General features: G+C 63.6%; 12 protein-coding genes. 7 read left to right on the top strand and 5 right to left on the bottom strand.

Annotated features, from left to right (window positions below):
• The first annotated feature begins 93 nt into the window (after window positions 1–93).
• Window positions 94–273, top strand: coding sequence for a DUF3073 domain-containing protein (locus tag BH683_RS17300; protein WP_084837528.1), 180 nt, complete (start codon window positions 94–96; stop codon window positions 271–273).
• 195 nt (window positions 274–468) lie between these two features.
• Here BH683_RS17300 and purM read toward each other — a convergent pair whose 3' ends face one another.
• The 3 genes from purM to BH683_RS17285 all read right to left on the bottom strand — a co-directional run bounded on the left by purM (window position 469) and on the right by BH683_RS17285 (window position 3800).
• Window positions 469–1566: a phosphoribosylformylglycinamidine cyclo-ligase gene (gene purM, locus BH683_RS17295; RefSeq protein ID WP_084837527.1), complete on the bottom strand. Its 1098-nt coding sequence runs from the start codon at window positions 1564–1566 to the stop codon at window positions 469–471.
• Between the two features lie 171 nt (window positions 1567–1737).
• Window positions 1738–3303, bottom strand: coding sequence for an amidophosphoribosyltransferase (gene purF, locus BH683_RS17290; RefSeq protein ID WP_246833437.1), 1566 nt, complete (start codon window positions 3301–3303; stop codon window positions 1738–1740).
• Between the two features lie 110 nt (window positions 3304–3413).
• Window positions 3414–3800: a sterol carrier family protein gene (locus BH683_RS17285; RefSeq protein WP_084837526.1), complete on the bottom strand. Its 387-nt coding sequence runs from the start codon at window positions 3798–3800 to the stop codon at window positions 3414–3416.
• A 127-nt stretch (window positions 3801–3927) separates the two neighbouring features.
• On the opposite strand from BH683_RS17285, the gene BH683_RS17280 reads away from it, so the two are divergent.
• The 5 genes from BH683_RS17280 (at window position 3928) to BH683_RS17255 (ending at window position 9716) form a co-directional block, all read left to right on the top strand.
• Window positions 3928–4119 (top strand): hypothetical protein, encoded by a 192-nt coding sequence (locus BH683_RS17280; RefSeq protein ID WP_084837525.1) that lies wholly within the window; start codon window positions 3928–3930, stop codon window positions 4117–4119.
• A gap of 228 nt (window positions 4120–4347) precedes the next feature.
• Window positions 4348–5787, top strand: coding sequence for a hypothetical protein (locus tag BH683_RS17270; RefSeq protein ID WP_084837523.1), 1440 nt, complete (start codon window positions 4348–4350; stop codon window positions 5785–5787).
• Entirely contained in the window at window positions 5784–6473 is a 690-nt protein-coding gene (locus BH683_RS17265) for a hypothetical protein (RefSeq protein ID WP_143696073.1), read from the top strand. The genes BH683_RS17270 and BH683_RS17265 overlap by 4 nt, the downstream gene beginning before the upstream one ends.
• Before the next feature lie 51 nt (window positions 6474–6524).
• Window positions 6525–8162, top strand: coding sequence for an ABC-F family ATP-binding cassette domain-containing protein (locus BH683_RS17260; protein ID WP_084837521.1), 1638 nt, complete (start codon window positions 6525–6527; stop codon window positions 8160–8162).
• 45 nt (window positions 8163–8207) lie between these two features.
• Window positions 8208–9716, top strand: a complete 1509-nt coding sequence (locus BH683_RS17255; RefSeq protein WP_084837520.1) for a glutamate--cysteine ligase — start codon at window positions 8208–8210, stop codon at window positions 9714–9716.
• A 21-nt stretch (window positions 9717–9737) separates the two neighbouring features.
• Here BH683_RS17255 and BH683_RS17250 read toward each other — a convergent pair whose 3' ends face one another.
• Complete coding sequence (locus BH683_RS17250) at window positions 9738–10538, bottom strand: AraC family transcriptional regulator (protein ID WP_168187066.1); 801 nt, start codon at window positions 10536–10538, stop codon at window positions 9738–9740.
• A 176-nt stretch (window positions 10539–10714) separates the two neighbouring features.
• Between BH683_RS17250 and BH683_RS17245 the strand changes: the two genes are divergently transcribed.
• Entirely contained in the window at window positions 10715–11821 is a 1107-nt protein-coding gene (locus tag BH683_RS17245; protein WP_084837518.1) for an ABC transporter substrate-binding protein, read from the top strand.
• Window positions 11822–11889: 68 nt separating this feature from the next.
• On the opposite strand, the gene BH683_RS17240 is transcribed toward BH683_RS17245, so the two are convergent.
• The coding region (locus BH683_RS17240; RefSeq protein ID WP_210405234.1) for an HNH endonuclease signature motif containing protein at window positions 11890–13703 on the bottom strand (1814 nt) is incomplete at its 5' end.

Here is a 13703-nt window from a genome sequence, read left to right as displayed (position 1 = left end):
GCGCGCTAGACTGTCTCTCACGACCATATTTGTAAACACAGAATGGGGCCGCCACACGTTTGGCCGCCCCTTCATTGCGCGAGGGGGTCCCCTATGGGCCGCGGCCGGGCTAAGGCGAAGCAGACTAAAGTTGCTCGTGAACTGAAGTACAGCACACCGAATACCGACTTCGACAGTCTGCAACGAGAGTTGTCAGGCGGTGATTCCGTAGATCCGAACGATGAGATCACGGACGATCGGTGGTCCGACGAAGAGAGCTGGCGGCGCGCCTGACAACGCGCTCGGAGGCACAGCCCTAGCGGTGGCTTCCAGCCCATCTTTCCCAACCCCCTGACAGCTCGCCTCAGGCGGTCATATCTCTATGCCCACGCCGACTGACTCGTTCAGCGGCCGATGGTCACAAGCAAAAACCCCGGGACTTCAACATCCCGGGGTTTTGCTTGTGCAATCAGTAGGTCTTGCGGCGGATCAGAACCTCGGGTGCTCGCCCATCAGCTCCGCTACGCCGGTCTTGGCATGCTTCGCGTGCTCGCCGGTCTTGGTCGCATGGGACTTCTTGATCGAGCCCAGCACCCAGCAGTTCAGATGGCGGGCCGTGAGCACAGCGAGAGCGCGGTCGGTGTCTTCGGGCGCCACCACGGCGACCATCCCGACCCCCATGTTGAAGGTGCGTTCCATCTCGACACGCTCGACACGGCCGCGCTGCGCGATCATCTGGAAGATGGGCGCAGGGGTCCAGGTGCCGCGGTCCAGTTCGGCCACCAGGCCGCTGGGGAGCACCCGCGCCAGATTGTCGGCGAGTCCGCCACCGGTCACGTGAGAGAACGTCCGCACATCGGTCTCGGCGGCCAGTGCGAGGCAGTCCTTCGCGTAGATGCGCGTCGGTTCCAGCATCTCCTCACCAAGCGTGCGTTCGAACTCCTCGACGTGTCCACCGAGATCCATGTGGCCCCACTCCAGGAGCACCTTGCGCGCCAGTGAGTAGCCGTTCGAATGCAGGCCGGAGCTGCCCATCGCGATCACCACGTCGCCCGGCCGAACCCGGTCCGGGGAGAGCACCGAATCGGCCTCGACGATGCCGACACCCGTGGCGGACAGGTCGTAGTCACCTTCGGCCATCAGCCCGGGGTGTTCGGCGGTCTCGCCACCGAGAAGGGTGCACCCGGCCTCGACACAGCCGTCGGCGATGCCTTTGACGAGCTCGGCGACCACTTCAGGAACAACCTTGCCCACAGCGATGTAGTCCTGCAGGAACAGCGGCTCGGCACCGCAGACGACCAGGTCGTCGACGACCATGGCAACCAGGTCGCGGCCCAGGGTGTCGTGCTTGCCCATCGCCTGCGCGACGGCGATCTTCGTGCCGACGCCGTCGGTGGACGAGGCCAACACGGGCTCGCGATAGTCGCCCTTGAGTTTGAAGAGGCCGGCAAATCCGCCCAGTCCACCCATGACCTCCGGTCGCAGGGTGCGCTTGGCATGCGGTGCAAAGAGCTCTACCGCCCGTTCGCCGGCATCGATGTCCACTCCCGCCGCAGCATATGAGGCGCTGGGCTCGTTGTCGGTCATCGGCGTGAGGTTCCCGTTCTCGAAGGTGGCAGTTCGAATCTGCCGGGTGAATAATCCGGTCTCACGCTACCCGAGACGTACCCCACGGCTTTTCCATGGGATCGAATGTGCAGATCTGAAGACGCAGTCGACTGATCCGACGACGTTGTCGCCACCCACACGAGCGGCGGCTCAGGGCCGACGGACCGCGCTGACGTTGTCGTTGTCGGCCAGGGCGTTCTGACCCGTCGCCGCATTGGTGAGCATGGTCTCCAGCACCGCCTTGCCCATCGAGGTCTCCTTCGGGAGTTCAATCGGGTACTCGCCGGTGAAACATGCGGCACAGAGATTTTCGGCCGGTTGCTCGGTGGCCGCGATCATCTCGTCCGTGCTGATGTAGCCCAGGGAATCAGCGCCGATGGCGTGCCGCACGCCGTCGACGAGATGCTCTTCGGAGTCCATGCCGTTGGCGATCAGCTCTGCCGGAGAAGCGAAGTCGATACCGTAGAAGCACGGCCACCGCACCGGACTCGACGCGATGCGAACGTGCACCTCGGCCGCGCCTGCCTCGCGGAGCATCCGGATCAGCGCACGCTGGGTGTTGCCGCGAACGATCGAATCGTCCACCACCACAAGTCGTTTGCCACGAATGACCTCTTTGAGCGGGTTCAGCTTGAGCCGGATGCCGAGCTGACGAATGGTCTGCGACGGCTGGATGAAGGTGCGGCCGACATAGGCGTTCTTCATCAGACCCTGGCCGTACGGAATACCCGATTCCTGTGCGTATCCCACGGCGGCCGGGGTGCCGGATTCAGGCACCGGGATCACGAGGTCGCCGTCGGCCGGGAACTCACGAGCCAGGCGGCGGCCGATCTCGACGCGGGTGGTGTGCACCGACCGGCCGTTGATGACGCTGTCGGGGCGGGCGAGATAGACGTATTCGAAGACGCAGCCCTTGGGGGTGGGCTTGGCGAAGCGCGAGCTGCGGACGCCGTCGGCGTCGATGGCAAGCAGTTCGCCGGGTTCGATGTCGCGGACGAACGATGCGCCGACGATGTCGAGAGCGGCGGTTTCGGAGGCGACGACCCAGCCGCGGTCGAGGCGGCCCAGGCACAGCGGACGCACACCGTGCGGGTCACGCGCGGCATAGAGCGTGTGCTCGTCCATGAACGTCAGGCAGAACGCGCCCTTGAGCGTGGGCAGGAGCTCCATCGCGGCTTGCTCGATGGTGGAGTCGGCAGCTCCGTGAGCCAGTAGCGCACCGACGACGTCGGAGTCCGAGGTGGCTCCCCCGGCACGGCGCGAATCCATCAATCCGAGTTCGCGAGCCTTGCTCGCGAGGTCGGAGGTGTTGACGAGGTTGCCATTGTGGCCCAGCGCGACGCCGGTGCCTGCGGCGGTGGTGCGGAAGATCGGCTGGGAGTTCTCCCAGGTGGTCGAACCGGTGGTGCTGTAGCGGCAGTGTCCGATGGCGACGTGGCCCTGCATGGCGCCTAGTGTCTGCTCGTCGAACACCTGTGAGACCAGGCCGAGGTCCTTGAACACCAACACCTGCGAGCCGTCGGCGGTGGCGATGCCCGCCGCTTCCTGGCCTCTGTGCTGCAACGCATACAAGCCGTAGTACGTGAGCTTGGCGACATCCTCGCCGGGGGCCCAGACACCAAAAACCCCGCATTCTTCGCGGGGTTCGTTTTCTGGCTCGTCGGCATCGAGCAAGTTCTTGCTGTTGATCGACAGCTCGGTCACTGGCACTCCCATGAGGTTGGGCTGGGGCTGGTGGAGGGCGTAGCACCGAGTCTACGGGCTGGGTCCTGACGTAAGCGAATCATCGCGGCGTGTCTACGTGACACCCCGCGTCCACCCCCTGGTCAGACCCTCGTCAGCGGCAACCAGTGCACGATGTCACCCGCGCGACTCCCGGACGCCGAAGCTTTTCCGGAGTCGAGGGCGCCGGCGAGGTCGAGACGGCCGGTCACCAGCAGCAACCAGGTCCGGGCATCGGTCTCGACGACGTTCGGCGGTGTTCCCCGGGTATGCCGGAGTCCTTCGATGCACTGCACCGCGACGAACGGCGGCACCCGAACCTCGACCGAACCACCCGGTGCCAGCTGCGCGAGAGTGCGTGCGGTGGTGCGTACGGCGTCGGCGAGTTGCGAGCGCGTCGGCTCGGCGGCGTCGGGGTCGCGCAGCCATTCCGCAACGGCGTCGACGGCGGCGCGCATCGCGGCCGGCTCGACTGTCTTGTAGGTGGCCACACCCCCATGGTGTCAGTTATCCACAACCTGCTCGGGCTTCGGTGCCGCTGTCGGATTCGAGCGCTATTGTCATCGTCATTGGGAGGGGGGCCATCCGATGTCAATTTTTCGCGCAGACGCTGCGCACATGACAACGAGTGCGGCGAAGTACCGCGCATTTGGGGCGGAGATCGAGGAACTCGACGCCTCATCGGCAACGAACGGGGTCGCAGGCGCACTGGCAGGGTCGAAGACCGCAGCGGTCGCGGCACGTAGCGGTGAGGCCTTTGACGGCGCCGAGGATCTGGCGTCGCGTGCGTTCTCCGGGCTGTGGCTTTGAGATGGGCTACACAGTCGGCGGCGTCAGGGGGTGGCGACCGTCGGAGCTCGGCGATGCGGCGACCGCTCTCGCGACTGCGAACAGCGACTTCGAGGCCACGCTGAACGCGGCCAGAGCCGTGGCGCAATCGCTTCACGAGGGCTCCCAGGGTACGACCGCGGTGCGGCCTGGGACAAAGCAGATAAGGACCATCGCCTAGGAATACGAGTCGCGGACGCCACAGATGCGGTGATCGAGGCTCTCCGGAGCGGCTCGGCACTGCAGTCGGTCCGGGACAACGCGATTTCCAAGGTCGACTCCGCGATCTGGAGTCAGTTCCAGGTCGCTGACGACTGGAAGGTGGGCCACTACGCGATGGCCGGTCCCTTCACAAGGGACGAAGTCGCCGCACAAGAGTCAGCGCGCAAGGCTCACCAAGAAGCCATCGACGACGCGGTGAAACAGCTGACCGACGAAGACGAGGCAGTCGCCTTCGCGCTCGACAGCGCGAACGACGAACTGGACGCCACCAAGGGCGATGTCGCCGCCGGACGCGACTACGCACCCCCTTCGCTGATCGGCTTGACGCCTGAGCAAGCCAAACTCGTCATCGACGACCCGCGGTTCCAAGAGTGGGTGAAGAACCATCCCGACGCGGCAAAGCCGTTGTTGGATGCAGCGTTTGATGCGGGACTTCTTCCAGAAGGAAGCTACCGAGAGTTCATTAGGGGCTACTGGCTACGTGAATCGTTGGAAGACGCTGGCATCGATCCATCGAAGTGGGACCCGTCGAGGGGCACGGAGTTCAACAGCGAGACGATCACCAAAGTCTACGAGTACTACGGACAACTGTTTCTCGATAATCCCGAAATGCAGTGGGCCGGTATGGCGAACATGATCGGCCCATCCTTCGCCGGAGGCTTCTACGATCTAGCAGCGATGCGCGACATCGCCAAAGCCGTCAAGGGGCCTGCCGGCGTGATGCTGCCCGACGAGATCGAAGCGATGACCCGTGCAGTCGCGGGCATGAGCGCAGACGAACTCGCGTACTACGAGCAGAAGTTTCTGAGCATGCAGAAGGAGATATTCGAAGACCAAGCGCCGATGCATGAGGCGTACCTGCACGGCGGGACCACGGAGATCGACCGGATGCAGAGGGCTGGCCTGATCGACAGTAAATCGCAGAACGCGTGGCACCTAATCGATCTTGGTACTGAGCATGACGACCCGGCTCGCATCGCCGCGGGAAACACAAAGTTACTCCATCGCGAACAGTTCGACATCATCGCCGACGACTACGAGGAGATGCGCGATCGGCCAGTCACCGGTGAGGCGATGACATGGATGTTGACGACTGTCGGCACGCCGTCGATTCCGGGCGCACACGCCTATCCCGAGCTGTATCCGGAGGAGACCTCACACCCCAGCGGGCGGTACATTCCGGGTGAGATCATCGTCGAGACTCCATTCCCTGAGGGCAACATCGCGGACAAACACGAGCGGTGGAGGTTGATCACCGAGGACACGCTGCCTGCATACCAAGAGCTGCTTGCCGACAACCCCGATAAGGCCCGGCGAATAGTAGGTTCCGACTTCGATGCCCGGATCGACGATCAACGTCTTTCGAATCAGTTCGGCAATGTTCTCGGCCGGTTGATCCAGGACTGGGAAGTGAAATACCGATGGTGAAGTACATCAAGAGTATCGCCGTTGCGGTGATGACCACATGCGTTCTGGCGGCCTGCGCCACACCGGCGAACAACAGAGAGAGCAACCTCGTGACATCACCGTCCCGTACTGGAGCTCAGCCCGAGTTCTCGTTGCTCACCAATGAAGGTGTGCAGCAGATCAAGGACAGTCGGCGCGCACGCTTCGATCTGCGCGACCTCACTCTCACGAATGAAGAAGCGGGCGTGCCACCCGAGTCCACGGGCGAGGTCATCATCGGCAACCCCGGCGACCCCGACATCGACCTCACCCTCGTCGGACCCAACGGCGAAGTGACCATCAGCACCCAAACCATCTGGTTCACCCACCTCTACGAAGACACCTTCACCGAGATAGTTTTCTGGCGCTCCTTCGACACCCCCGAAGGCGCACAACAGGAACTTGCACAAGCAAACCCACGCTGGGGAATAAGGCCTTCGAAGGTCGAGACCTGGACCGGGATCGCCAAGGACGCCGGCGATGAGAAAGAAAAGTGGAGCCTCGGTTCGGGAATCGGACCCACCGGCCTCATCGTCGACATGAACGCCAGCACCAAGAACGGCATCCAAGTCTTCCACTACATCGTCGACCTCGACCCACGGAACTACAACCCTGTCAACCTCGAGAACATCCGCACCACCGGCATCGGCAAACGAGTAGTGGAATGACCCCGACTACGCTTCTCGGAGAACCTGCACTTCGTAAGGAGCGTCACCGCCATCAGCGCCACCCTGCACGCCTCCGGCCTGTCCGCCGGGCACGGCGAACGCACACTCTTCTCCGATCTCGACCTCACCGTCTCAGACGGAGACGTCTTCGGTCTGGTCGGCGCGAATGGCGCGGGCAAATCAACGCTGTTGACGCTGCTCGCAGGGGTCGGAACTGCTGATCAGGACGGTACGATCACCCTGAGCCCGCCGGACGCCGAGGTCGGTTACTTGGCGCAAGAGGCTTCTCCCACCCCCGGCGAGACCGTGCGAGAATTCCTGTCCCGACGGACCGGGGTCGCGCAGGCCCAGTCCGCGATGGACGCGGCGGCGGAAGCGCTGGGCGACGGTGGTGAAGACCTCTACTCCCCCGCACTCGAACGATGGCTCCACCTCGGTGGCGCAGACTTCGACGAACGAGCCGACCAGGTGGCCGCAAACCTAGGCCTGACGGTCGACCTCGACCTCCCGATGCAGGCGCTGTCCGGCGGGCAGGTGGCACGCGCAGGCCTTGCGGCACTGCTGCTCTCCCGCTACGACATCTTGCTGCTGGATGAGCCGACCAATGACCTAGATCTCGACGGCCTCAAGCAACTCGAAGAGTTCGTGGCAGGATCCCGCACACCCATGGTCGTGGTCAGCCACGATCGTGAATTTCTCGCCCGCACCGTCACCGGCATCGTCGAACTCGATCTGGCCCAGCAGCAGGTGTCGGTGTACTCGGGCGGCTACGAAGCTTTTCTGGTCGAACGCGAGGTCGCACGCCGACATGCCCGCGAAGCCTACGAGCAGTACGCCGGTACGAAGGACGCGCTGACGGAACGCGCGCAGATGCAACGTAATTGGATGGAGCACGGGGTACGCAACGCCCGCCGCAAGTCCAAGGACAACGACAAGGTAGGCAAAGGACTTCGTCTGGAGTCGACCGAGAAGCAGGCGTCGAAGGCGAGGCAGACCCAGCGCCGTATCGAGCGCCTCGAGGAAGTCGCCGAGCCACGCAAGGAGTGGGAACTGCGGATGGAGATCGCCGCCGCCCCGCGGTCGGGAACCGTGGTTGCCACCCTCAACGACGCCACACTCACCCGCGGCGATTTCACGCTCGGCCCGATCAGCACCCAGGTCGACGCCGGAGATCGCATCGTCATCACCGGCGCAAACGGATCAGGGAAGTCGACACTGCTGGCCCTGTTGCTCGGCACGCAGGTACCCGACTCCGGGTCTGCGTCCCTGGGATCGGGGGTCCTCGTCGGCGAGGTCGATCAGGCGCGCGACCTCTTCACCGGTGACGCACCCCTCGTCGACGCGTTCGCCGCACACGTGCCCGAGCAGACCGACGCAGAAGTGCGCACCTTGCTCGCGAAGTTCGGCCTGCGTGGGCACCATGTGACGCGGTCGGCCAGCTCGCTGTCCCCCGGTGAACGAACCCGGGCAGCGCTGGCATTACTGCAGGCGAGGGGCGTGAACCTGCTGGTACTCGACGAACCGACGAACCACCTCGACCTGCCCGCCATCGAACAGCTCGAGCAGGCCGTTGAATCCTTCGACGGCACCGTTCTGCTGGTCACGCATGATCGACGCATGCTCTCGACGGTTCGCGCCACCCGCCGCTGGGTGCTCGACGCCGGGACGCTCACCGACGCTCTGGTCTGAGTCGAAATTCTGCTGACCTCTTGGTGTCCGTGACACGATGGGGCCATGGGCACGGATGTGAGCACCCGCGAGTTCAGCCGAGAGGACCGACGCCGGTTCCGTGAGCAGGTGGGGCGCTGTACCGAAGCCGTCGCCCGCATGTTGTCGGACGGTCTCTTCACCGATCAGGGCAACCCTCCTGAGCCGCTGCTGGGCATGGAGGTCGAACTCAATCTTGTTGACCGGGCCATGAACCCGGCGATGTCGAATGCGACCGTGCTCGAGGCCATCGCCGATCCCGACTACCAAACCGAGCTCGGGCAGTTCAACATCGAGATCAACGTCGCACCGCAGCCATTCACCGGCGGTGACACGGTCTCCCTCGAAGACGCATTGCGCGACTCTTTGAATCGAGCCGAAGCCAAGGCCGCCGAAACCGACAACCACCTGGTGATGATCGGCATGCTGCCGACGTTGCGGCAGGAGCACTTCGCCCACCAGTGGATTTCGGCGAATCCCCGTTATGACCTGCTCAATCAGCAGATCTTCGCGGCCCGCGGGGAAGACATCGAACTCGACATCACCGGCGTGCCACTCACACTGGGAGGCCAAGCGGAGAAACTCAGGACTTCGATCGACTCGATCCTGCCCGAGGCCGCATGCACCTCGCTGCAGCTTCACCTGCGAGTGGCGCCCGAGACCTTCGCCGACCATTGGAATGCCGCGCAGGCGATCTCAGGCATCCAGGTCGCACTCGCCGGCAATTCACCATTCCTGGCGGGCTCCGCACTCTGGCACGAGAGCCGGATCCCGGTGTTCGAGCAGGCCACCGATACGCGTCCGCAGGAGCTGATCAATCAGGGTGTTCGTCCCCGAGTGTGGTTCGGAGAACGGTGGATCACCACGATCTTCGACCTCTTCGAAGAGAACACCCGATACTTCCCCTCGCTGCTCCCAGTGGTCTCCGACGACGATCCGCTAGCGCAGTTGGACGCCGGACAGACCCCTGAACTCACCGAACTCCGCATGCACAACGGCACCGTGTACCGCTGGAATCGGCCCGTCTACGACGTGATCGGTGGGCAAGCACACCTGCGTGTGGAGAATCGCGTGCTGCCGGCGGGCCCGACTGTGCTCGACATCATGGCCAACGCCGCGTTCTACTACGGCGTCCTGCGCGCGCTGGTCGATTCGGATCGTCCGATCTGGTCGCAGATGTCGTTCAACGCCGCGTCGGAGAATCTCCATGCCGCCGCCCGCGACGGCATGGACTGCCAGTTGTATTGGCCCACAATGGGTTGGGTGCAACCTGACGAACTGGTCTTGCGCCGGTTGCTGCCGCTGGCGGACGAAGGCCTGCAAAGTTTCGGAGTCGGCGCGGATGCACGTGGTCGCTATCTCTCCGTCATCGAGGGCCGAGCCCTCGCGCGCCAGACAGGTTCGGTGTGGCAGCGAGCGTCGTTGGTGGCCCGAGAGCAAGCAGGCGACAGCCGCGAGGTTGCGCTGGCCGGGATGCTGCGCGAGTACATAGATCGGATGCACGACGGCGCCGCGGTGCACACCTGGGATGTGTGAGAACCGCTGTGTTGTAGCGATTTACGCGGATGAGTTCTGACTGGCACGCGAGTAACGCGCCGGCGTGACACCGAACTCACTGGTGAAAGCAGAGATGAAACCGCTACTCGTGGTGTAACCAACCGCCGCCGCGGTGACGTGGACGGGTTCGGCCCGGTCGAGGAGTTGGACAGCAGCGAGCATTCGGGCACGCGTTCGCCAGCGGCCATACGTCATCGCAGTCTCAGCGGCGAATCCGCGGAGAATTGTCTTTTCACTGACACCGAGTTCGCGGGCCCATTCGGTCAGGGTTCGTTGGTCGCCGGGGTTTGCGATGATCGCACGTGCGACCGTTCGTGCTCGATGATCGTGCGGCAACACCAGGGCGTCCGGAGCGCCTTCCGTACTGTCGTTCATCACGTCATACAGCAGCTCCTGGCAGGCCCGCCGCCGAGCAAAAGGCAGCGACGCATCGGTCAGATGGGTAAGCAGCTGCACGGCCAGAGGATCGGCGGTGAGCGGTTGCGGGCGCGTCCACCGATCGCCGTCAGGGGTCCGCCCCGGCGGCGAGTACAGGCTGATCATGCTGCCCTCCGTGAGCAGGGTGATGTGGTGGATCGCGCCACCGGGTAGCCACACAAGATGATCGGAATGTACGTGCCAGCTGCTGGCCCCGACCACGACTCTCATCCGACCGCGACGCATCCAGACCAATTGATGCTCGCGGTGGTGATGTTCGCCGAAGTCGAGCACTCCGTCGGTCCGATACTCAAAAACTTCGCATGCGGTCGATGTCCGATCATCCGTATCGGCGACCGGAGATGCCACAGCGAGATCACTCACGTATGACTCCGCGGACATCCGCTATGTCCCTTCTCCACTACTCAAGTCTGTTTGTCTGCATAGACCGGCTTACATAGTAAGGCTAACCTCACTCTGTCGCGACCGCCGGAACGGCCGCGATCTGCACGCATCACACAGGTGATCTGCGCGCCCGCCCAAGTCTTTCGAGGAGTTCGATGTCCCGCCGTTCAGTCTCGTCCCGGTTCCCGATCCACAGCAGGTCGGTGATCTCGGCCTTCGTGGTGAGCGCCGCGGTCCTGGTGTCGTCTGCATGTAGTTCGAGCGAGACGGCCCCACAGGAACCGATCGACCTCAACGCCGACCCGGCGGCCTGCACGGACGCAGACAACGTCGCCTCGGCCGAGCGCGCCTCCGGCCCGTTCACGTTCACCGACGGCCGCGGCCGCACCATCACGCTGGACGAGCAGCCCACGCGGATCATCGCCGACGAAGAGTCGGCCGCTGCGCTGTATTCGATGGGCATCAAGCCCGCAGGAATCTGGTCGACGACTCCGCTCAGCGTGAGTCCGATACTCAAATGCCTCGACCTGGAGGGCGTCGAGTCCGTGGGCGAGACATGGGGCACAGTAAATCTGGAGAAGGCCCTTTCGCTGGAGCCAGATCTGTTTGTGGGCGAGTACAACCCCCGCTTCGAGCAGTTCGGCAAGCTCACGTCCGCCGAGGATTCGGCCAAGGGCGACCAGCTCGATCAGATCGCGCCTACCCTCGGCGTCACGCTCGATACGACCTCGACCACCCAGACGATCGAGAACTACCAGGCTCTCGGCGCGGCTCTGGGCGTGAATCAGAACAATGACGAGATGACCCGCATCAAAGCCGATTTCGATGCCGCGGTCGAAAATTTCAAGAAGGTTGCTACAGATCACCGAGACGTGGTCGGCATGGGCATATGGCCCCTCGAGGTTGCCTACGTTCTCGAACCGAGCGCGGACCCGGACTTCAGCGACTACACCAGCTGGGGCCTGAACATGTACAAACCCGACACCACCGATGACGGATACTGGCGCAAGTACGCCTGGGAGACGTACCCCACCGATGCCGCCGACCTGCTCTTCGTCTACCACGACGTATCAGGCGCCGCCAACGTCAACCTCGCGGATATCGGCGAACGCTTCCCGATCTTCCAGCGCAGTCCGGCCGTCTCCGAGGGCCAATTGGTCCTGTGGGACTACGGTGCAAACAAGAGTTACCCGCGATACACAAAGACCATCAACGCATTTGCCGACGCCCTCGACAAGGCAAAGAACGTCAGCGGCCAATGAGTGTCTGACAGATCACGGGTTGCCGCGCAGTGCTGCTCGCCCCATAATTGACGTGCTGTCAACATGTTTCATCCCCCGTCAGCGTGAGTCGTCGGTGTGTCGGGCGGTGGCGCGCTGAGTTCTCGGTTGCGTTGTTCGACTTGGGCTTTACGGCGGGCGAGCATGGCTTGGCGGGCCTCGATCAAGGCCTCGTCGGGATGGTGGGCCCGGTTGACCCGAGGTCGTCGCTCCGGATCCAAGAACGCCGGCGGTATCCACGCACACCGTCCGGCGTCGGGGCCTTCGGTGATCATGATCGTCTGCCACTGATGCTCACCCGGCCCCACCAGCTTGTGATGCTGCGGGCACGCCGGAGCCAGGTGCGTGATGTCGGTCAGCCCACCCAGCATCCACTCCGTGGTGTGATGGGCTTCAGCCCACATCGCCGGATTGGAGCACCCACCGAACGAGCAACCCCGGTGCGCAGCGAACATCGCCAAACGTTGAGCCTCGCTGGCCAACCGCTTCGCCCGGCCCAGATACAACACTTCGTTGCTGTGGTTGGCGAACACCGCCAACGTTTTGTCACTACGCGCGAGCAGCTTGATGGCATCGCTGATCGGCAACACTGTGCCGGTCGCGGTGTAGACCAGATCTTGCCCGTACGGACGCGTGGAGCCACCAGCCAACGTGGGCAACCAGTTCGGGTCCTCCCAGTGCGTCTGCGGATACGCACGCTCCGGCGCAGAACCCTCTGATTCAGGTTCCGGTTCGGGTTCCGGCTCGGGTTCGGGCTCGGGCTCGGGCTCGGGCTCAGGTTTCGGCTCTCGTGTTGGTTCGGGCTCTGGTGTTGGCTCTGGCGTTGGTTCGGGCTCGTGTACGTCGTCCTCGGCAGCAGCAGCTTCTTGCTCCCGAAGTGCTTCGTCGAGTTGGTCTTTGGTCATGGTGATGATCAGCTGCACCGGCAACCCACGATGAGTCTTACCCAACTGACCCGACTCGAGAAGATACAGCAGCATTGCTTTGAGGGCGTCATGATTGCGCTGCGCCTGAGTACGGTTGTCGTTGTCGGCCGCAGCCTGCAGAACCGCAGGATCCAGCGCAGGGTCATCGGCAGCCCCGGACGGGGACAGCTCATCGTCAGGGTTGTTCATCCCCGGTGCCGCCCACACCCCCAACATCACTTTCATCAACGCCGTCGTCGTCGGATCCAGATGGCCCGCCACCTTCGCCATCATGTCCACCGCTTGATCGCCCACGCTGACACCGCGCTTCTTCGCCCGATCAACATCATCAGCCAGCCTGCCGTCGGGATCCAAGTAGTCCACGATCCGCTCGCCGATCGTCTCGACCGCAGCAGGATTGTATCTGCGGCACAGATCAGCCAGCGCCACCTCAGTATTCGCCCGTTGCTCCGGATCGATCTTGTGCGGAATCTTCCCCATCACCTTCACCACCGCACCGACGTGATCGAGATCGATCACACCTTCGGCCAGTAGGGCTGCGGTCTCCGGGAACCGAGGCTCGATCACCTCACCGCTCGGAGTCACCGACGGCGTCAAAGCATCCATCGCCTGCACTCGCGCCTTCGCCGCACCCGGACGCAACCGCGCCACCGACGTCAACACCGCCGCGGGAGAGGAACATCCCACCTTCGAATACGCCCGCCGCACAGCGACTTCCCGCAACACAGGCAACCCCGCCGCCGACAACCGCCGCGACGCGACCTCCAACCGTTCCACCACCCGCACACAATCCACGTCAGACAGAGCAGTCAGATCCAACTCCGACAGGCGTGCGATCGCAGCATCCAACTCCGACACCACACCCACCACCGGCGAATCGATGACAACACCATCAGACATGCAGGCCCCCCAGCCCCAGAAACACACGCGGACAACAA

The sequence above is a fragment of the Williamsia sp. 1138 genome, assembly GCF_002095435.2.
Lineage (GTDB): Bacteria > Actinomycetota > Actinomycetes > Mycobacteriales > Mycobacteriaceae > Williamsia.
The sequence above is the reverse complement of the archived record's forward strand: the minus strand, read 5'-3'. Positions and strand labels throughout refer to the sequence as shown.